This is a genomic window from Amycolatopsis sp. NPDC031561 (assembly GCF_055580625.1).
Map to the genome: position 1 here is coordinate 39,941 of NZ_JBVILA010000015.1, position 20,680 is coordinate 60,620.

Here is a 20,680-nt window from a genome sequence, read left to right on the forward strand (position 1 = left end):
GATCCATACAGTTCCGGACAGCTCAAGAACGGTCTCCGGAATGGAATCCGCTTTCGGCAACGGTGCCGTTCAGAATTCACCTGCTCCTGCTCACGTCGTCAAACGAGGGGCTATGGAAACCATTTCGGAAACGGTCGTCGCCGCCCACGGGCGGGATCACGCTCCCGGCGGGGAGTCGTTCGCGACCCTGCTGGAGTACTGGGCGCGGCGGCTCGGCGACGAGATCGCCGTGACCTACCTCGACCACCGTGCCGGCGCGGACGGCCGGGCGATCAGTCTCTCGTGGCGCGAACTCGACGACCGGGTCGATGTCCTCGCCACCCGGCTGGCCGCCTTCTCCGCCCCGGGGGAACGGGCGGCGATCCTGGCGCGGCAGTCCGCGGACTACGTTGTCGCTTTCCTCGGCGCGATCCGGGCCGGGCTGGTCGCGGTCCCACTGTTCGCCCCGGACCTCCCCGGGCACGCGGGCAGGCTGGCCGCCGTGCTCGCCGACTGCGAGCCCCGGATCGTGCTCACCACCGCCGACGGAATCGACGACGTCTCCGGTTTCCTCGCCTCGACGGACATCGAGCGCCCCGCGGTGCTCGCCGTCGACACCTCAGCCCCGGTCGCGGCCGGTGAACGTTCCTGGCCGCGACCGGAACCGGACGGACTGGCGTACCTGCAGTACACGTCCGGTTCGACGCGGACCCCGGCGGGCGTGATGCTGACCCACCGCAACGCGCTCACGAACGCCCGCCAGGCCTGCGACGCCTACGCGATCGAAACCGGGACGACGTCCACCGTCAGCTGGCTGCCGCTCTTCCACGACATGGGCCTGATCCTCGGCATCGGCGCGCCGATGGCCGCGGGCGCCGCCTCGGTGCTGATGGATCCGCTCGCGTTCCTCGAACGCCCGTCACGGTGGCTGCGCGCGCTCACGGCCAGCCCCGGCGCGATCAGCGCGGCGCCCAACTTCGCCTACGCCTACAGCGCTTCCCGCGTGACCGAGGACGAGAAGAGCTACCTCGAACTGAGCCGGGTCGTCTCGCTGATCAACGGAAGCGAGCCGGTGCTGCCCGCGACCATCGCGAAATTCCACGACGCCTTCGAGGACTGTGGGCTGCGTCCCGAAGTGCACCGTTCCTCCTACGGGCTGGCCGAGGCCACCGTGCTCGTCGCCGTCACCGAGGCGGGCGAGGCGCCGCGGCAGGTCACCTTCGACCGCGAGCGGCTCGCCGCCGGGATCGCGATCCCCGCCGCCCCCGGCGCGCCGTCCACCACACTCGTCTCCTGCGGATTCCCGGCGGGCCAGCGGATCCGCATCGCCGATCCGGTCACCGGCGCGCTCGTCGAACCGGGCAGGGTGGGGGAGATCCAGGTCAACGGCCCGAACATCGGCGTGGGCTACTGGGGACGGCCCGGCGAATCCGCCGCCGTCTTCGGCCTGCCGCCGATCGATCCCGAGTCCGGCGCGGGCTGGCTGGCGACCGGGGACCTCGGCGTGCGCCACGGCGGTGAGCTGTTCATGACCGGCAGGCTGAAGGACCTCGTCATCGTCGACGGCCGCAACCACTACCCGCAGGACCTCGAACAGACCGTGGAGACCCATCCCGCGGTCCGGCCGCATTCCGCCGCGGTCTTCGCGATCGACCACGGAGACGGCGAGGCGGCGGTCGTGGTGCTGGAACGGGCCAAGGCGATCGACGCCGATGTCACCGTGGCGGCCGCGGAGATCCGAAGAGCGCTCTCGGCCGCGCACGGGCTGCGCCCGCATGACGTCGTCTTCCTCGCCCCGGGCGAAGTCCCGCGCACCTCCAGCGGCAAGATCAGCCGGGCGCTGTGCCGGAAGTCCTATCTGGACGGTGCGCTCACCGCACGGCGGCTCGGGTGACCGCGGAGATCCGCGCCTGGCTCGTCGCGCGGGTGTCGGAGCGGACCGGGCTGCCCGCGGACCAGGTCGACCCGGACCGTCCGCTGCACGAAAGCGGGCTTTCCTCACGGGAGTCGATGGAGCTGGCCGCGGATTTGGGCCGGTACCTGGGCCGCCCGCTGGCACCGACCCTGGTGTGGCAGTACCCGACGATCGCTGCCCTCGCCGAGCGTCTGTCCACAACGGACGGTGACACCGTGGCGACCGTGGAAGGCCGGGAGGAGGAGCCGATCGCCATCGTCGGGGTCGGCTGCCGTCTGCCCGGCGGGGCCGGATCCCCGGAGCGGTACTGGCGCTTCCTCGACGCCGGGCGCGACGGCATCCGCGACGTCCCCGAAGACCGGTGGGAGGCGTTCGGCGACGACTTCGACTGGGTGCCAGGCCGGGGTGGATTCCTCGACGACGACATCGCCGGTTTCGACGCCGGGTTCTTCGGCATCACGCCGGGTGAGGCCGAAGCGATGGACCCCCAGCAGCGGATGCTGCTCGAGGTCGCCTGGGCGGCGTTGGAACACGCCGGGATCCCGCCGTCGAGCCTGCGGGGAACGCGGACGGGGGTGTTCGTCGGGCTCTCGGCCGGTGAGTACGGCCACCTGACGATGGCCGACGCCACCGCCGTCGACGTCTGGTCCGCCACCGGAGCCGCGACGAGCATCGCCGCCAACCGGCTTTCGTACCTGTTCGACCTGCGCGGTCCCAGCCTCACGCTCGACACCGCCTGCTCGTCTTCGCTGGTGGCGGTGCATCAGGCGGTGCAGAGCCTGCGTCGCGGAGAATGCGGGACCGCGCTCGCCGCCGGGGTGAACCTGCTGCTCTCACCCGCGGTCACCGCGACCTTCCAGCGTGCCGGGGTGCTCGCCCCCGACGGTCACTGCAAACCGTTCGACGCCGCCGCCGACGGCATCGCCCGCGGCGAGGGCTGCGGCGTGATCGTGCTCAAACCGCTCAAGGCCGCTCGCCGCGCGGGGGACCGGGTGCTCGCGGTGATCCGCGGCAGCGCGGTGAACTCCGACGGCCGGTCCAACGGCCTCGTCGCGCCCAGCCCCGGCGCGCAGGCCGCGCTGTTGCGGGACGCCTACGCCGCGGCGGGCGTCGAACCGTCCTCTGTGGACTACGTGGAGGCGCACGGGACCGGTACCGAGCTGGGGGATCCGATCGAAGCCGTCGCGCTCGGCGAGGTGCTCGGAGCCGGCCGCGAACCCGGCCGCCCGCTCCTGATCGGCTCGGTGAAGGGCAACCTGGGTCATCTCGAAGGTGCGGCGGGGATCGCCGGGCTGATCAAGGTCGTCCTCGCCATGGTCCACCGGCGGCTGCCGACGACCCCGCACCATCGCGAACCCAGCCCGCATATCGACTTCACCGGTCTCGGCCTGCGGGTGGTCGGTACCGGGACGGATTGGCCGCGGTACTCCGGCGTCGCGCGCGCCGGGATCTCCGCGTTCGGCTTCGGTGGCACCAACGCCCATGTCGTCCTCGAAGAGTGGCCCGCCGCGTCGTTCGCCGCCCGCGGGACCGAAACCGAAGGCCCGCGGGTGTTCGCGCTGTCGGCAGGGTCGGCCGAAACGCTCCGCGCGCGGGCCGCCGATCTGGCGGACTGGCTCGAAGACCCGGCCAACGCCGCGGTGCCGCTGGACACGGTCGCCGCGACGCTGGCGCGGAGCCGGGACCATCTGCCGGTGCGCGGCGCGGTGGTCGCCGGGGAACGCGGCCAGGTCGCCGCCGCGCTGCGGGAGATGACCGCGGTGGAGACCGGGCCCGTGCTCGGCGTCGTGTTCGTCTTCTCCGGCTACGGCTCCCAGTGGCCAGGGATGGGCCGCCGCCTGCTGAGCACCGAATCCGCTTTCCGCGCGGAGGTGGAGGCACTCGATCCCGTCTTCCAAGCCGAGGCCGGATTCTCTCTGCGCGAGGTGCTTTCCGGCGAGCGCGACCTCCCGGACCTCGGCGCGACACAACTCGCGTTGTTCGGCATGCAGCTCGCTCTCGCCGGACTTTGGCGTGCGCACGGCGTCGTCCCGGCCGTGGTGCTCGGGCATTCGATGGGCGAGGTGGCGGCCGCCGTCGTCGCCGGCGCCCTGGGCGTCGCCGGCGGCCTGCGCGTGATGGCCACGCGGGCCCGGCTGCTCGCGGAGGTGGACGCGGCCGGTGACGGCGCGATGGCCGTGGTCGAGCTGTCCCCGGCCGAACTGGCCGAGCTGGAAGCGGAGTTCCCCGGGATCACCGTCGCGGTCTACGCCTCGCCGGTCCAGTGCACCGTCAGTGGCGGCGCGGAGCAGGTCGAGGCGCTGGTCTCGCACGTCGAGAGCCTCGGCAGGCTGGCGAAGCGGCTGCCGGTCGGGGGCGCGGGCCATTCGGAGGCTGTCGACGCCGTCCTCGGCCGGTTCCGTGCCGAGCTCGGCGGGCTCTCGCCGCGGCCCGCTGAAATCCCTTGCTACAGCAGTGTTCTCGACGATCCGCAGCGGACACCGGTGTTCGACGTCGAGTACTGGGCGGCGAACCTGCGCCGTCCGGTGCGATTCAGCCAGGCACTCGCGGCCGCGACCGCCGACGGATACGGCGTGTTCGTCGAGATCTCGCCGCATCCGGTGGCGCTGGCCGCGATCGAGCAGAGCACCGGGGCGCTGGCGCTGCCTTCGGCGAGCCGCAAAGTCGACGAGCGGAAGGCGTTCCTGACCACGCTCGCCCGGCTCCACACGCTCGGACTGCCCGGTGTGCTCGACGCCCGCGGCCCCCGTCCGGTCCCGGTGGCGCTGCCCGGCCCGCGCTGGCGCCACCAGCGGTTCTGGCCCCGGCGCCCGGCCTCCCGGCCCGGATCCGGTGGCGCGCATCCGTTGCTGGGTGTCCACATCGAACAGCCGACCGGCGGCGGTCACCTGTGGCGGGCCGACGTCGGGACCGCGGTGCTGCCGTGGCTGGCCGACCACGCGGCGATGGGGGTCCCGTTGTTCCCCGCCGCCGGTTTCCTGGAGCTGGCGCTCGCGGCGGCCAAGGCGGTCCTGAGGCCCGGCGGGCAGCTTCGCGTCGGCGGCCTCGAACTGCACCGGGTGCTCCCGCTCGCCGCGCACACCGAGGTGACGACCAGTCTCAGCACCGGCTCCGGACAGTCCGAAGTGGACGTCTACGCCCGGTCCGCGCACGGCGGCTGGATCCGGCACGCCACCGCCCGCGTCCGTGACGGGGAGACCGCGGTGGTGCCGTTCGGGGCTGTCGCGGACGATGCCCGGCCTGTCGACCTCTACCAGGTGCTCGCCGGGATGGGGCAGAGCTACGGTCCTGCCTTCCGCGGGCTGCGCGGGGTTCTGGCGGCGCCAGGCCGGGCTTCGGCGTCGATCACGATGCCCGCCGACCACCCGGCCTACCTCCTGCACCCGGTGATCGCCGACGCCTGCCTGCACGCGCTGGCCGCGGCCGGAGGGGACACGCTGCGCGAAGCCGACGGCGTCTTCCTGCCGCTGACCTTGGGCGAGGTCGTCCTCGCCGGCGACCCACGCCGCGGTGTCCGCGTCGACGCCGTCCTCGACTCGCTCGATCCGGGGGGTGACGGCCTGGTCGGCAGCGTCCAGCTGGTCGACGCCGACGACGTCGTGCTGGTCGAGTTCCGCGAGGTCTATTGCCGCCGGTTCCAGCGTTCGGCGCTGCCGGTGCCGATGACGGACCTGCTGTTCGAGACGGTCTGGAGGCAGGTCGAGCTGCCGACGGCGGAACCGGACACTCGCAGCTGGCTCGTCCTGCACGACGACGCGCCTTGGCTGACGGCGCTGCGCGACAAGCTCGCCGAGTTCGGGGACGAGCTGGTGACGGCCCCGCTCGGAGACCGCGCCGCGCTGGCGGAACTCCTGCGATCGCGCGACGTGACAGGCGTCCTCGCGTGCGTCCCCACCGCGGACGATCTCGACCCGATGCGTGCCGCGCGAGCGGTCGCCATGCTCTCCGGTGTCCTCGCCGAACTGGCCGAAGCGGCGTCCGCCCCGCGTTTGTGGCTGGTCAGCGCGGGCGCGTCGGCCGTCGAGCCCGGCGAGTGTGGTGATCCCGGCCAGGCCTGCCTGCGCGGCCTGGTCCGGGTCCTCGCCTTTGAACATCCCGAGCTGCGTGCGAGCCAGGTCGACTTCGACGCCGAGCCCGATCCCGCCCGGCTGTGGGTCGGCAGGCTGGTGGCGGAGATCCGCGCGGACGCGCCGGACGACGAGATCGCTTGGCGCGAAGGCGTCCGCTACACGCGGCAACTGGACCGGCCGGAACTCGGCGATCCCGTTCGCGAAACCGTGGTGCGCGACGGTGCCTACGTGATCACCGGCGGTCTGGGCGGCCTCGGCCTGGTCGCGGCGGAGTGGCTGGCGGGACGCGGCGCGAGCAGGCTGGTCCTCTCCGGACGTCGCGGTGCGAGCGCCGATGTCGAACCGATACTGGCGGATTTGCGTGAACTGGGCGCCGACGTCCGTGTCGTCGCGGGCGACATCGCCGAACCGGGGACGGCCGAAGCGGTGGTCGCGGCGGCCACGGAAGGCGGTCTGCCCCTGCGAGGCGTGCTGCACGCGGCCGGTGTGCTGTCCGACGGCGCCGCCATCACCCTCGGGACCGAGGCCGTCGAGGCGGTCTGGCGGGCGAAAGCCCTGGGAGCGTGGCGGTTGCACGAGGCGACCACCGGGCACGAGCTCGACTGGTGGCTGGCGTACTCGTCGGCGGCCGCGTTGTTCGGGTCGCCGGGTCAAGCCGCCTACGCCACCGCGAACGCCTGGGTCGACGCGCTCGTCGAGTGGAGACGGGCCGCCCGGCTCCCGGCGGCGACCATCGGCTGGGGAGCCTGGGGTGAGGCCGGAGCGGCCGTCGGCAGCCGCAACCCGGTGCTCGAACCACTCGGTACGGAGGAGGCCCTGTCCGCGATGGACGCCGTGCTGGCGCGTGATCGCGGGACGACCGGGATCGCCCGCGTCGACGCGGGAACCGTACTGGCCCTGTTCCCGCGGCTGGCCGGACGCCCATTCTTCGAAATCCTGGTACCTGGCGAGGAACCGGCCGCCGGACCATCCACTTGGGACGGACTGGACGCGCTGCGGGCGGTCCTGCCGGAAGCCGCCCGCGAGATGCTCGCCGACTACCTGGCCGGGCTCGTCGCCGGAATGCTCGGCCTCGCCGCGGACGAGATCGACAGGCACGTCGCGCTCACCCGGCTCGGCTTGGATTCCCTCACCGCCATGCGCGCGAGAGGTGTCGTGGAACGCGATTTCGGCCTGCCGCTCCCGATTCCGTTGCTGTTGCGCGGTGCCAGCCTCGCCGAACTCGCCGACCATCTCGCCGAAGAGGCCGGATTCGGCGGGGCGGCTCCGCGGTCCGCAGTCCCGAACGTGGTGGTCGGGCCCCGTGATCCGGCCGAACGCTGGGTCGCCCGGCACTGGCAGGCCGAGCTGGGCGGTGCGGAACCCGGTGTCCACGAAGACTTCTTCGACGCGGGTGGCGACAGCGACGCCGCCGAGCGGTTGCGCGAGGTGTTCGCCGGGCAGCTCGGAGCCGTCCCCGACCGGCTTTTCGCCACGCCGACCATCGCCGCGATGGCCGACCTTTTGCGTGACCGGATCGAGGGACGCGGAGGCTGCCCCGTCCGTCCGCTGCGCGAAGGCGGTACCGATCCGGTGTTCCTGTTCCATCCGGCCGGTGGCCCGACCAGCGTCTACAACGGGCTCGTCCGGCTGCTGCCGGAGGGCAGGCCCGTCTATGGGCTCGAACGGATCGACGACGAGGACACCGTCGAGGGCAAGGCGGAGTGCTATCTCGAGCTGATCCGCGAAATCCAGCCACGGGGCCCGTACCGGCTGGGCGGCTGGTCGTTCGGCGGTTGCCTGGCCTACGAGACGGCCCGGCGGCTGACCGAGGCGGGGGAGCGGGTCGACGTCGTGTTCATGATCGACAGCATCCTGCCGCTGCCCGCTCCGGGGAAACCGGCACACGAGATCCTGCTGGAGCGATTCGACCGGTTCGCCGAGCACGTCGAGCAGACCTACGGCGTGCCGCTGGACATCCCGCGCGAAGAGCTCGTCAAGCTCGGCGACGACGACCAGATCCGGCTGGTGATCAGCAGACTGGCCGTGCGGGTGCCCGGGATGGGGCAAGGAGTGCTTCGGCACCAGTACGAGTCCTATGTGGACGCGCGGGTGGCCGAGCGCTACCACCCGGAACCGTACGCCGGGCCGGTGCTGCTGATGCGCGCGCAGGAGCCGCATCCGCTGACCACCACCCTCGACCCGCGCTACCTGCGCACCGACGACGCCCTCGGCTGGGACGCCTTCTGCGCCGACCTCGAGGTCGTGCGGGTCCCGGGCGACCACCTGTCGATGATCGATCCGCCACACGTCGAGGTGGTCGCCGCGGCGCTCACGGCCCGGCTCGCGGCACCGAGGGCGGCGCGGCCATGACCGACGTCCCGTTCGCTCCGACGACGGCGTTCCGGATCGCCGATCTCGCCGCCCGCCAAGAGGAAGCCGTCCGGATCGCCGAGAAGCGAGCTGTCGACCGGCAGCACGCCAAGGGCAAGCTGACCGCGCGCGAACGCATCGACCTGTTGCTGGACCCGGGTTCCTTCGTCGAACTCGACCAGTTCGCCCGGCACCGGTGCACCGAATTCGGGATGGACGCCAACCGGCCCTACGGCGACGGCGTGGTGACCGGGCACGGCACCGTCGACGGCAGGCAGATCTGCGTGTTCTCGCAGGACTTCACCGTGTTCGGCGGCAGCATGGGCGAAGTCTTCGGCGAGAAGGTCCTCAAGGTGATGGATCTGGCGATGACGCTGGGCTGCCCGGTGGTCGGGATCAACGATTCCGGCGGCGCCCGGATCCAGGAAGGCGTCGTCTCACTGGCCTACTACGCCGAACTCGGCAGGCGCAACGCGCTGGCCTCCGGCGTCATCCCGCAGATCTCGCTGATCATGGGCCCCTGCGCCGGCGGCGCGGTCTACTCGCCGGCGATCACCGACTTCACGGTGATGGTCGACGAGACCGCGCACATGTTCGTCACCGGGCCGGACGTCGTGCACGCCGTCAGCGGCGAGCGGGTCACCGCCCAGCAGCTCGGCGGCGCCGCGGTGAACAGCGAGATCTCCGGCAACGCCCACCACCGGGCCGTCGGCGAACAGGATGCGATCGACTGGGTGCAGACCCTGCTCGGCTACCTGCCGTCCAACAACCTCGACCCCGTCCCGGACTACGCCGACGAGACCGCCCCCGAACTCACCGTCGCCGATCTCGAACTCGACAGGCTGATTCCCGATTCGCTGAACCAGGCCTACGACATGGCCGAGGTGATCCTCCGCCTCGTCGACGACGGCGAGTTCACCGAGGTGCACAGCGCCTTCGCGCCCAACATGATCTGCGCGTTCGGCCGGGTGCAGGGCCGCACGGTCGGCGTCGTCGCCAACCAGCCGCGGCATCAGGCGGGCGTGATCGACATCGACGCCTCGGAGAAGGCCGCGCGGTTCGTGCGGTTCTGCGACGCCTTCAACATCCCGATCCTGACCCTCGCCGACGTCCCCGGTTATCTGCCCGGCGCGGACCAGGAACGGCACGGCATCATCCGCCGCGGCGCCAAACTGATCTACGCCTACGCCGAAGCGACCGTGCCGAAGGTGACCGTCGTGATCCGCAAGGCCTACGGCGGCGGCTACGCGGTGATGGGCTCGAAGCATCTCGGCGCGGACGTCAACCTGGCCTGGCCCACCGCGGAGATCGCGGTGATGGGCGCAGAGGGCGCGGTGCGGGTGCTGCACCGGCGCGAACTGGCCGCGCTGCCACCGGAACAGCGGTCCGTCGAACAACGGCGGCTCACCGAGGCGTACCGCAAACGGCATTCGAACCCGTACCTCGCCGCGGAACGCGGCTACGTCGACCAGGTCATCGCGCCGTCGCAGACCCGCCTGCAAGTGTCGAGGGCGCTGCGCGCGCTGCGGACCAAACGACAGACCCTCCCGGCCAAGAAGCACGGAAACATCCCTTTGTGAGCAAGGAGAAGCGATGAACCGAACGTGGCGGTGGGGGCTGCTGGTGTTGTCCATGGTCGCCTTGCTGGGCAGCTCGATCCCCGCGAGCGCGGCCCCGACGCGGGCCACCGCGGACAACGGCGCGAAGGTCGTCGAGGAGACCTGGCTGGACGCGCGCACGGTCGACCTCAAGATCAGCTCGCCCGCGCTCGGCACCACCGGCATGGTCCGCCTGTTCGTCCCGACCGGCTGGGCCGCGCAACCCACCCGGACCTGGCCCGCGCTGTACCTGCTGCACGGCTGCTGCGAACCGGTCGACTACCGGTCGTGGGACCAGTTCACCGACGCCAAGGCGTTCACCGCGGACAAGGACGCCCTCGTCGTCATGCCGACCGGCGGACCCGCCGGGATGTACACGAAGTGGTGGAACTTCGGGCTCAAGAGCACGCCCGATTGGGACACCTTCCACACCTTGGAAGTACGGCAGATCGTCGAACGCGGATACCGGGCGGGCACGCGCCGGGCGATCGCCGGACTGTCGATCGGCGGCTACGGCGCGCTCGCGTATTCGTTCAAGCACAAGGGAATGTTCGCCGCGGCGGCGTCGTACAGCGGTGTGCCGAACACGCTGAATCAGGGAGCGCCCCTGTTCATCCAGGGAATCCTGGCCCGCGCGGGGATCTTCAACTACCTCGAACTCTGGGGGGACAGCTGGGGGATGCGGCCGCTGTGGACGGCGAACAACCCCTTCGATCACGTCGACGACCTGCGCGGCACGGCACTCTACGTCTCGTGCGGAACCGGGAAGACCGGCCCGCTCGATCCGCCGGGGCAGTCCGACTTCTTCGAACCGGCGGCGCTGACTTCTTCCGTGAGTTTCACGGATCGGCTGAAGTCCAAGGGGATTCCGGTGACCGTCGATTATTACGGCGACGGGACCCACAGCTGGCCCTACTGGCAACGGGCGTTGCGCAACTCCTGGCCGGTACTGGCCGGCGGACTCGGCCTCTGATCGGGCGCTCCCGAGCATGGCGTGGCTGCTTGCCCACCCCCTTGTCGGCTTCGGGTGTCGCGAAAGCCACTTTCGGGACATCAGATGTCGCGAAAGTGGCTTTCGCAACGCCACCAGTGGGGGTCGCATGCCGGGTGACCGCCGCTGTCAGCGTGCGATCAGTTCCGCGAAGCGTTCCGGGCTGACGTTCCCACCGCTGATGATCACCCCGACCCGGCCCGACACCGGCACCTGACCGCTGAGCAGCGCGGCGAGACCGGTCGCCCCGCTCGGCTCGATGACGAGCTTCAGCCGCTCGAACGCGAACCGCATCGCGTCCCGGATCGCGTCGTCGGTGACCAGCGCGATGTCGTCGACGAGTTTCCGGTTGATCGAGAAGGTCAGCTCGCCGGGGATCTCGGCGGCCTGGCCGTCGGCGATCGTCCGGGGGACCGGGATCGAGACGCGTTCGCCCGCTTCCAGCGAGCGTTTGGTGTCGTCGCCCGCCTCGGGTTCCACGCCGACGACGCGGATGCCGGGCTGGACGGCCTTCGCGGCGGTCGAGCTGCCCGCGATCAGGCCGCCGCCGCCGATCGGGACGACCAGGGTCTCCAGCGAACCGGCCTCCTCCAGCAGTTCCAGTGCCGCAGTGCCCTGACCGGCGATCACGTGCGGGTGCTCGTACGGCGGGATGAGCGCCAGGCCGCGTTCGGCCGCCAGCGCTTCACCGATCGCGACGCGGTCGCCGGTGTAGCGGTCGTAGGTGACGATCTCGGCGCCGTAGCCCGCGGTGGCGTCCTTTTTGGACTGCGGGGTGTCCTCCGGGATCAGGATGACCGCGCTGCTCCCGAGTTCCCGCGCGGCGAGCGCGACGGCCTGGGCGTGGTTGCCCGAGGAGTAGGCGGCGATGCCCTTGGCCAGCTGCTCCGGCGAGAGCCGGGAGGCGGCGTTGTACGCGCCGCGGAACTTGAAGGCCCCGACGCGCTGGAGGTTCTCGCATTTGACGAAGACCTCGGCGCCGACGCGGTCGTCGAGGGTGCGGGAACGCACGACAGGGGTCCGGTGCGCGACGCCTGCCAGGCGGGCGGCGGCGTCACGGATGTCGTCGATGGTCACGGGGGCGGTCATGATGCTCCTTGATCACGGATTTCGGAGAGATAGTTGTAGGCGGACGCGCGCGAGATGCCGATCCGCGCCGCGACCTGCGGCACCGCCCGCCGCACGGCGAAGACGCCGCGCGCGTGCAGGCTGCGGAACAGGTCGAGGCGTTCTTCGCGGCTGAGCGCGGCCCAGGGTTTGTTCAGGCGCAGCTGATGCTCGTCGACGATCGCGTCCACCACCGCGTCGACGTCGTCGCCGAAGGTGGTCGTCGGCGTTTCGGTGGCGGTGCCGACGTCGGCGAGTTCGCCGACCAGGGTCCGCAGCTGGCCCAGCGCGGTGACGTCGAGGTTCACGCACAGCGCGCCGAACACCGAGCCGCCGCTGTCGCGCAGCAGCATGGTCGAAGACTTCACCAGTTTCCCAGACGCCGTCCGGGTGACGTAGTTCAGTTCGTCTTCGGCCTCGTCACCGCGGGCGAGCAGGCCCATGCCGATCTCGCTCATCGACCCGCCCACGCTGCGATCGGTGACCGAACCGGCGATCGCCACCACGGACTTCTCCGGACGCCGGAAGTCGTGCACGACGACCTCGCAGAACGAGCCGAGTGTCGCCGCGATGCCGTCGGCGACCGGCGCGAGCGCGTCGAGGATCGCGTCCTGCTCAGACATCGCGTACCCGGGCGAGGGCCTCGACTTCGACAGCGCCGCCGTAGGGCAGCGACGCGACGCCGACGCACGTGCGGGCGGGCCGCGGCTCGGCGAAAAACTCTTCGTAGACGCGGTTGAGGCCGTCGCGGTCGACGATGTCGATCAGGTAGACGACGACCTTCACCACGTCGGCCCGGCTCGCGCCCACCGAACTCAGCGCGGCGTCGAGATTGGCGAAGGCCCGCGGGCATTCGGCGTCGAATCCGCCGGGCACCAGGTCGCCGGTCTCGGTCACGCCGAGCCGTCCCGACACGGAAACCAGGTCGCCGCTGCGGAAGGCCGGGGGATACGGATGCTCGTTGGTCACGAGACTGACTGTATAAGCCTTGGACTAAAAGTCCAAGCGAGCGAAAAGTGACGTACCGCTCACGCAAGGGGAAAGTGATTGATATACCGTATACGGAAAGGGAGGGGGTCTCGATGACCACGAGTTCGACGACCGCGGCTTCGGCTGACGTGGTGCGGCACGAAGACGGCCGGATCGTCGCACCGCCGAGTATGGCCGATCTGGCCACCCAGGCGCTGCGCGCGATGATCCTTTCCGGCGAACTCCCGCCCGGCACACGGCTGGTCGAAGCCAAACTCACCGAGCGGCTCGGCGTTTCCCGTCCGCCGCTGCGCGAAGCGTTGCAGGTCTTGGCTTTCGAGGGGCTCGTCGTGCCCCATCCTCGGCGCGGTGTCATCGTCCGCCCCCTGACCCGGCACGACGTGTACGAAATCATCACCCTGCGCGAAGAGCTCGAAGCCTTCGCCGTCCGGATCGGGATCCCGGTCCGTTCGCCGGAGCGGCTGCAGGCCTGCCGGAACGCCTTGGCCGCCTTCGAGCAGGCCGGCCTCGACGGTGACGAGGGTGTCTTCACACAGCGCAAGTACGACTTCCATCAGTCGATCGTGGCGCTGGCCGGGCACGAGCGTGTCACCGAGGCGTATCGCGCCCTTTCCCTGCAGATGCAGCTGTGCATGGCGCTCAACCGCAGTGCCCGCCGCGACGGCGAATCGCTGATGCAGAACGTCGAGAGGCATCGCGAACTGCTCGCCGTCATCGAGGAGGGCGATCCCGAGGCGGTCTTGAAGGCGCTGGCCGCCCACGGGCACGGCAGTTTCCTCGACGCGGTGGTCGATCAGCTCGACGGCGGCAGCCCCGAATCCGAGCAGTGGCTGGCCGACCGACGATCCCGCTGAGGTCCACATCGGACGGTCTCGGCAGACCGTCCGATGTGGAGGTATCTCAGCCCCAGCCGGGCAGGATGAACAGCAGCCAGGTCGTGATGGGCGCGATCGCGCACATGCTGAATCCCCAGATCATCAGTCCCCGGAACGTCTTGTCGTTCTGACCGGCCGGCGCGTTGGCCACGACGAGGGCGCCGCTGGTCGAGAACGGCGATGAGTCGACGACCGAAGACGAGATGGCCAGCGCGATGATCATGCTCACCGCGCCGACCTCGCCCGGCAGCAGGAACGGCACCGCGAGCGGGATGAGCGCGCCGAGGATCCCCGTCGTCGACGCGAACGCCGAAACCACCGCGCCGATCGCGCAGATGAGGATCGCGGCGAGCAGGGGTGAACCGATCCGCGTCACCAGGTTGCCCAGCCAGTCGATCGTGCCGACCCGTTCCATCAGCGAGACGAACGTGACGATCCCGCAGATCAACAGCACCGTCGGCCACGCCACCTCACTGACGGCCGCCTTCGCCGAACCCGGCGAGACCAGCGATAGCACCGTCGCCACGGTCAGCGCGGTGAACCCGACGTCGAGTTTGAACACCAGCGCGCCGACCGCGAGTGCCGCCAGTCCGATCAGGGTGAACACGTGGTCGCGAGTGAGCGGAAGACGCTCCTCAGGTTCATCGGTTCCGCCGCTGGAAGGCGACGGCGCCGGGATTTCGGTCATGGTCGCGCCTGCCGAAGCGCCGCTGAGTGCGAGCGCCGCGGCGGGCTGGGCGACCACCTCGGTCTTGGCGGCCGAAGATCGGCGGATCAGTTCGCGGCCGCCGAAAAGGAAGAACACGATGACACTCAGCAGCAGGTTGAAGACGAAGGAAGATGCGAACAACAGCCCCGGATTGCTCGGCAGGTTGTCGCGCGCGACGACGCCGTTGACGATGCTGCCGAAAATGCTGATGGGGGAGAAGCCGCCCGCGCTGGCGCCATTGATGATCAACAGGCCCATCAGCATCGGGTTGATCGAGTAGCGGCGGGCGAAACCCATGCCGATCGGGGCGATGATCGCCACGGCGGCGGGCACCACCGCGCCGACCGCGGTCAAGGTCGCGGTGACCACGAACATCACCCAGGGGATCAGGGCGATCTGCCCGCCGACGGCGCGCACCACCAGGTGCACCAGCCGGTCGACGGTGCCGTTGCCTTTGGCTATCGCGAACAGCAGCGTCACCCCGACCAGGATGATGAAGAGATCGCCGGGGAACCCCGAAACGATGTCGTCGGTGCTTTCCCCGACGAACGCCGTGCCGATCACGAACGCCGCGACGAACGCCAGCGCTCCCATGTGGACGGGGAGCACGGTCGCGATCAGGAACACCAGGGCGAGCGCCACGACTGTGACGAGTTGTATGGACATCTGAATCCTCTGCGGTCGGCGCTGACACATCCAGGGACTTGAAGTTGGTGCCGGTACCCCCTCGACGGAGTTCGGTACACGGTATACCTTTCAAGCAGCGAGACCAAGGTTTCGCTCTGTGGAACATCTCGATGCCGAGCGTGGAGGCGCACATGACATACGCAGCCGGACGTCACTTCCTGCAGATCCCGGGCCCGACGAACGTCCCGGACGTGGTGCTCCGGGCGATGTCGGCGGCCACCATCGACCACCGCGGACCCGAGTTCCAAGAGCTGGCCAAGCAACTGCTGCACGACATCAAGCCCGTCTTCGGCACCACGAACCCGGTGGTCGTCTACCCCGCCACCGGGACCGGCGCGTGGGAGGCGGCCCTGACCAACACGCTCAGCCCCGGTGACACCGTGCTCGCCTTCGAGACCGGTCACTTCGCCACGCTGTGGCAGGACATGGCGCGGGGCCTCGGGCTGCACGTCGACTTCGTGCCGGGGGACTGGCGGCACGGTGCCGATCCCGAGGTGGTCGCCGAGCGGCTCGCCGCCGACACCGCGCACCGGATCAAGGCGGCCTGCGTGGTCCACAACGAGACCTCCACCGGCGTCACCAGCCGGGTGCCGGAGATCCGCGCCGCGATCGACGCCGCCGAACATCCCGCGTTGCTGCTGGTCGACACCATCTCGTCGCTGGGGTCGATCGACTACCGGCACGACGAATGGGGGGTCGACGTCACCGTCGCGGGCTCGCAGAAGGGCCTCATGCTCCCGCCGGGCATGAGTTTCAACGCGATCAGCGACAAGGCCCTCAACGCCGCCAAAACCGCGTGCCTGCCGAAGATCTTCTGGGACTGGGGCCCGATGCTCACCGCGAACGAGCGCGGCTTCTTCCCCTACACGCCCAACACCAACCTCATGTACGGCCTGCGGGAAGCCTTGCGCCTGCTCTACGACGAGGGTCTCGAGAACGTCTTCGCGCGCCACGCCCGGCACGCCGCCGCCACGCGAGCCGCCGTGCGCGGCTGGGGGCTGGAGGTCCTCTGCCAGGACGAGCGTGAACATTCCGGTTCACTGACCGCGGTCCTGGTCCCCGAAGACGTCGACGCCGACAAGGTCCGCGCGATCATCCTCGACCGGTTCGACATGTCGTTGGGCGCGGGACTGGGCAAACTCGCCGGGAAGATCTTCCGGATCGGGCATCTCGGCGCGTTCAACGACCTCACGCTCGCCGGCACCCTCGCCGGTGTCCAAATGGGACTCACGCTCGCCGGTGTCCCCGCCGATCCACGCGGGCTGCAGGACGCCCTCGAACTGCTGCAGAACGACTGAGGACCCGCCGATGACAGCCGAACTGACCCGCACCAACCCGCTCGAAGACGCGCTGTCCGCGCGGATCAAGGGTGAAGTCGCCTTCGACGACTACACGCGCCACCTGTTCTCCCGCGACGCGAGCATGTACTCGATCATGCCGCGTGGCGTCGTGTTCCCCCTCGATCACGAGGACGTCGCCGCGGCCGTCGCCACCGCGGCGGAGTTCGGCGTGCCCGTCGTCCCGCGCGGGGCGGGCACCAGCCTCGCCGGGCAGACCGTCGGCCCCGGACTGGTGCTGGACCTCTCCCGGTACATGAACCGGATCATCGATCTCGATCCCGTCGCGCGCACCGCCATCGTCGAACCCGGTGTCGTCCAGGACCAGCTGAACATGGCGGCGGCCGCCCACGGGCTGATGTTCGGGCCGGACACCTCCACCAGCAACCGCGCCACCATCGGCGGGATGGTCGGCAACAACTCGGCGGGTTCCGGGTCGCTGACCTTCGGCATGACCATCGACCACATCCGCGCGCTGGACGTCGTCCTCGCCGACGGCTCCACCGCCCGCCTGGAACCGGTGAGCGAGACCGAACGCGTGCGGCGTGCCGAGGCGGACACCCTGGAAGGCCGCATCTACCGCGAACTGCCCGAACTCGTCACCGCGCACGAGGACGCCATCGCCAAGGGTATGCCGGTGTTCTGGCGGCGCGCCTGCGGCTACCGGCTCGACCGCATCTCCGGATACGGCGACGGCAATCCCTTCGACCTGGCCAAATTCGTGGTCGGCGCCGAAGGCACCCTCGTGCTGGCCACCCGGATCGAAGTCGATCTGGTGCCCAAGCCGAAGAAGACCGTCTACGCGGTCGGGCATTTCGACACCACACACGGCGCGATCTCGGCCACGCTCGACGCGCTCAGCTGCGAGCCGCATCAGGTCGAACTGATGGACAAGACCATCCTCGACCTGTCGCGGGAGAAGATCGAGTACGCCGATCTCGGCAACCATCTCGTCGGTGACCCGGCGGCGCTGCTGTTCGTGTCCTTCTCCGGTGACGACGAGACCGTCCTGGCGGCGAAACTCGACGAGGTCGCCGAACTCTGGGAGCGCGACGGGCACGGCTACCACACGCTCAAGCTGGTCACGGCCGCCGAGCAGGCGGCGCTGCTCAAGGTGCGCAAGTCCAGCCTCGGATTGCTGATGGCGGCGGGCGAGGGCACGAAACGGCCGCTGGCGTTCATCGAGGACACCGCCGTCGACCCCGAGCACCTGGCGGAGTACACCGCGCGGTTCAAGGGGATCCTCGACGAGCACCGGCTAGAAGCCGGGTTCTACGGCCACTGTTCGGTCGGCTGCCTGCACATCCGGCCGTTCGTCGACCTCACCGACCCCGCGCAGGTCGACACGATGCGCGTCGTCGCGGAGAAGATCAAGGACCTCGTCGCCGAATTCGGCGGTGTGAACTCGTCCGAGCACGACGACGGCCTCGCCCGCTCGGAGTTCAACCGCGAGATCTTCGGCGACGAACTCTACGAAGCCATGCGCCAGGTCAAGAAGCTGTTCGACCCCGCGGGCACGATGAACCCCGGCAAGATCGTCGACGCGCCCCCGATGACCGACAACCTGCGCGACCGCGACGCCCTGCCGCCCGCGCCGCCGTTGCGGACCATGCTGTCGTTCGAGGTCATCGGCGGAGGCGGGATGCGGGACGCCGCCGACCGTTGCATGAACATCGGGCTGTGCCGCAAGACCACCGCCGGCGTGATGTGCCCGTCCTACCAGGTCACCCTGCAGGAGGAGCACTCCACGCGCGGCCGCGCCAACGCCTTGGTCAAGGCGCTCTCCGAGCCGGACCCGAAGGCCGCGCTCGGCGGGGAGCGGCTCAACGAGATCCTCGACCTGTGCCTGATGTGCAAGGCCTGCAAGAGCGAATGCCCGATGAGCGTCGACATGGCGTCGCTCAAGGCCGAGACGCTCTACCAGCATCACGAGGAGCACGGCACCCCGCTGAGGTCGCGGATCTTCGGCTCGATCCGGTTCCTCAACCGGATGGGCTCGGCCACCGCGCCACTGTCCAATGTGCCCGGCCGGATCGGCTTGCTGCGCAAGGTGATGGAGCGGACCGTCGGGATCAAGGCCGAACGCCCGCTGCCGAAGTTCGTCCGGGACAACCTCGTGCGCTGGAACCGCCGTCGTACCACGGCCCCTGGGACGGCGGGCACGGTGAACTGGCTGGCCGACTCCTTCACCACCTTCACCGAACCGCAGATCGGCAAGGCGGCCATCGAGTTGCTCGAAAACGCGGGCTGGGCGGTGGAACTCGCTTCCGGCGGCTGCTGCGGGCGGTCGAGCCTGTCCAAGGGCCTGCTCGACGACGCCAAGAAGAAGGCCACCGGCTTGGTCACGTCGCTGGCCCGCGACACCGAACCCGGATCGCCGATCGTCGGATGCGAGCCGTCGTGCGTGTTCACCCTGCGGGACGAGACTTTGGCGCTGCTGCCGGAACTTCCCGAAGCACAGCAGGTCAAGGAACGAGTCCGGCAGGTCGAGGAGTTGCTCGTCGAGGCGATTGACGACGGCAGGCTGAAACTGCCGGAGCGATCGTGGCTCAGCGGGCGGCGCGTGGTCTTCCACGGCCACTGCCATCAGAAGGCGGAGGTCGGCACCGCCGCCACGATGGCGCTCCTGCGCCGTATCCCGGGGTTGGAGGTCGCCGAGATCGACTCCGGATGTTGCGGGATGGCGGGTTCATTCGGCTTCGAGGCCGAGCACTACGAGACCTCGATGGCCGTCGGCCGTGACCGCCTTTTCCCGACGCTGGAAAAGGAACCGGAGGAGACGCTGGTCGCCGCCACCGGGGTTTCGTGCCGCCAGCAGATCTTCCACGGAGCGGGCCGGACGGCGTGGCATCCGCTCGAACTCGTCCGCGAGGCGCTTGGTGGTTCGTGATGCGCCTGATTCGCTTCGATACCGAGGGAACCGCCCGGACGGGGTGCGTCGAAGGCGAGGTCGTCCGCGCCTACGACCCGATCACCGGTCCCGGCGAGATCGTCGGCCCGTTGTCCGGTGTCCGGCTGCTCGCGCCGTGCGATCCGCGCACGATCGTCTGCGTCGGCAGCAACTACGCCTGCCAGCTGAAGGAAAAGGGCCGTCCCTGGCCGGAACAGCCGGCGCTTTTCCTTAAGGCGCCCAACGCCGTCACCGGCCCTGGGCAGCCGATCCTGCACCCGCCCGAGGTCGAACGCCTGGAGTACGAGGGCGAACTGGCGGTGGTGATCGGCAAGACCGCGCGGAATCTGACCGTCGAGGACGCCGCCGAGCACATCCTCGGCTACACCTGCGCCAACGACGTCACCGCGCACGACTGGCGGGCCGACGGCCAGTGGGCGCGGGCCAAGAGCGCCGACACGTTCCTGCCGCTCGGGCCCTGGATCACCACCGACATCGAGAACGGAGACCTCGCGGTGACCACCCGGATCAACGACCGGACCGTCCAGCGGTCCAGTACCAGGGAGATGATCTTCGGCGTGCCCGAGATCCTCGCGTGGGTGACCCGCTGGTTCACCTTGCGCCCCGGCGACGTCGTGCTCACCGGCAGCCCGGCCGGTGTCGGGCCGATGAAGCCGGGGGACGAGGTCACCGTGGCCATCGAGGGGATCGGCGAGCTGACCAGCCCGGTCCGCTGAGGGCGTCGTGAACTGCGTGTTACTCGCGGGTAGTCGTCGAGGTTAACGGGCTTCACTCGAACGAGCGACGGCTGTTTCATGATCATCAAATGGCGGTGACATGCCTTGTCCGGCCTTCGATGATCAGGACATCCTCCTCGGCGTGCGGTCCCCTGTCCGCACATCCCCAGCCGAGAGGACGAACACCATGAGCGACACCCGAAGCACCACCCGCCGGTGGACGAAGCGCGGTCTGGCCACCGGCCTGCTGGCGGTGCCGATGCTCGCCGTCTTCGGTGGCTCGGCCTCCGCGGCGGAGCTGACGCCGATCGCCGAGTACCTCGACAGCACCATCGCCGGTCTCTCGGCGTCGCTGGTCCAGGCGCTCGCGACGCTGCTCGGCGTGGGCTGAGCCTCAGGCGTGTCAGGAAAGGGGCTTTCAGGACGAAAAACGTCTTGAAAGC

General features: G+C 70.0%; 13 protein-coding genes. 9 read left to right on the forward strand and 4 right to left on the reverse strand.

The features are described from left to right. Positions 1–112: 112 nt before the first annotated feature. From ACZ5IK_RS26500 to ACZ5IK_RS26515, 4 genes are read left to right on the forward strand one after another with little or no spacing between them, the layout of a single operon-like run. The gene (locus tag ACZ5IK_RS26500) at positions 113–1,873 is read left to right on the forward strand and encodes a fatty acyl-AMP ligase (protein ID WP_465490133.1); all 1,761 of its coding nucleotides are present in this window, start codon (positions 113–115) and stop codon (positions 1,871–1,873) included. Beyond that, positions 1,870–8,316 carry an SDR family NAD(P)-dependent oxidoreductase gene (locus ACZ5IK_RS26505; protein ID WP_465490134.1) on the forward strand — a complete coding sequence of 2,149 codons (6,447 nt, stop codon included), beginning with the start codon at positions 1,870–1,872 and terminating at the stop codon, positions 8,314–8,316. Before ACZ5IK_RS26500 ends, ACZ5IK_RS26505 begins: the two co-directional genes overlap by 4 nt. Then, a complete protein-coding gene (locus ACZ5IK_RS26510; RefSeq protein WP_465490135.1) occupies positions 8,313–9,896 on the forward strand; it encodes an acyl-CoA carboxylase subunit beta in 1,584 nt (527 codons plus the stop codon). Before ACZ5IK_RS26505 ends, ACZ5IK_RS26510 begins: the two co-directional genes overlap by 4 nt. Before the next feature lie 13 nt (positions 9,897–9,909). Then, the gene (locus tag ACZ5IK_RS26515; RefSeq protein WP_465490136.1) at positions 9,910–10,887 is read left to right on the forward strand and encodes an alpha/beta hydrolase; all 978 of its coding nucleotides are present in this window, start codon (positions 9,910–9,912) and stop codon (positions 10,885–10,887) included. Positions 10,888–11,034: 147 nt separating this feature from the next. On the opposite strand, the gene ACZ5IK_RS26520 is transcribed toward ACZ5IK_RS26515, so the two are convergent. From ACZ5IK_RS26520 to ACZ5IK_RS26530, 3 genes are read right to left on the reverse strand one after another with little or no spacing between them, the layout of a single operon-like run. After that, positions 11,035–11,994 (reverse strand): pyridoxal-phosphate dependent enzyme, encoded by a 960-nt coding sequence (locus tag ACZ5IK_RS26520; RefSeq protein ID WP_465490137.1) that lies wholly within the window; start codon positions 11,992–11,994, stop codon positions 11,035–11,037. After that, positions 11,991–12,635, reverse strand: a complete 645-nt coding sequence (locus ACZ5IK_RS26525; protein WP_465490138.1) for a helix-turn-helix transcriptional regulator — start codon at positions 12,633–12,635, stop codon at positions 11,991–11,993. Before ACZ5IK_RS26525 ends, ACZ5IK_RS26520 begins: the two co-directional genes overlap by 4 nt. Then, positions 12,628–12,981: a RidA family protein gene (locus tag ACZ5IK_RS26530; RefSeq protein ID WP_465490139.1), complete on the reverse strand. Its 354-nt coding sequence runs from the start codon at positions 12,979–12,981 to the stop codon at positions 12,628–12,630. The genes ACZ5IK_RS26525 and ACZ5IK_RS26530 overlap by 8 nt, the downstream gene beginning before the upstream one ends. Positions 12,982–13,094: 113 nt before the next feature. On the opposite strand from ACZ5IK_RS26530, the gene ACZ5IK_RS26535 reads away from it, so the two are divergent. Next, positions 13,095–13,856, forward strand: coding sequence for a GntR family transcriptional regulator (locus ACZ5IK_RS26535; RefSeq protein ID WP_465490140.1), 762 nt, complete (start codon positions 13,095–13,097; stop codon positions 13,854–13,856). A 46-nt stretch (positions 13,857–13,902) separates the two neighbouring features. Here ACZ5IK_RS26535 and ACZ5IK_RS26540 read toward each other — a convergent pair whose 3' ends face one another. Then, entirely contained in the window at positions 13,903–15,252 is a 1,350-nt protein-coding gene (locus ACZ5IK_RS26540) for an SLC13 family permease (protein ID WP_465490141.1), read from the reverse strand. Positions 15,253–15,404: 152 nt separating this feature from the next. On the opposite strand from ACZ5IK_RS26540, the gene ACZ5IK_RS26545 reads away from it, so the two are divergent. From ACZ5IK_RS26545 to ACZ5IK_RS26560, 4 genes are all read left to right on the forward strand, one after another. Continuing rightward, on the forward strand, positions 15,405–16,571 hold the full coding sequence (locus ACZ5IK_RS26545; protein ID WP_465490142.1) for a pyridoxal-phosphate-dependent aminotransferase family protein: 1,167 nt from the start codon (positions 15,405–15,407) through the stop codon (positions 16,569–16,571). 10 nt (positions 16,572–16,581) lie between these two features. Beyond that, the gene (locus tag ACZ5IK_RS26550) at positions 16,582–19,500 is read left to right on the forward strand and encodes an FAD-binding and (Fe-S)-binding domain-containing protein (protein WP_465490143.1); all 2,919 of its coding nucleotides are present in this window, start codon (positions 16,582–16,584) and stop codon (positions 19,498–19,500) included. Further along, positions 19,500–20,237 (forward strand): fumarylacetoacetate hydrolase family protein, encoded by a 738-nt coding sequence (locus tag ACZ5IK_RS26555; RefSeq protein WP_465490144.1) that lies wholly within the window; start codon positions 19,500–19,502, stop codon positions 20,235–20,237. The genes ACZ5IK_RS26550 and ACZ5IK_RS26555 overlap by 1 nt, the downstream gene beginning before the upstream one ends. Positions 20,238–20,424: 187 nt before the next feature. Beyond that, positions 20,425–20,628 carry a hypothetical protein gene (locus ACZ5IK_RS26560; protein ID WP_465490145.1) on the forward strand — a complete coding sequence of 68 codons (204 nt, stop codon included), beginning with the start codon at positions 20,425–20,427 and terminating at the stop codon, positions 20,626–20,628. Positions 20,629–20,680: the final 52 nt, after the last annotated feature.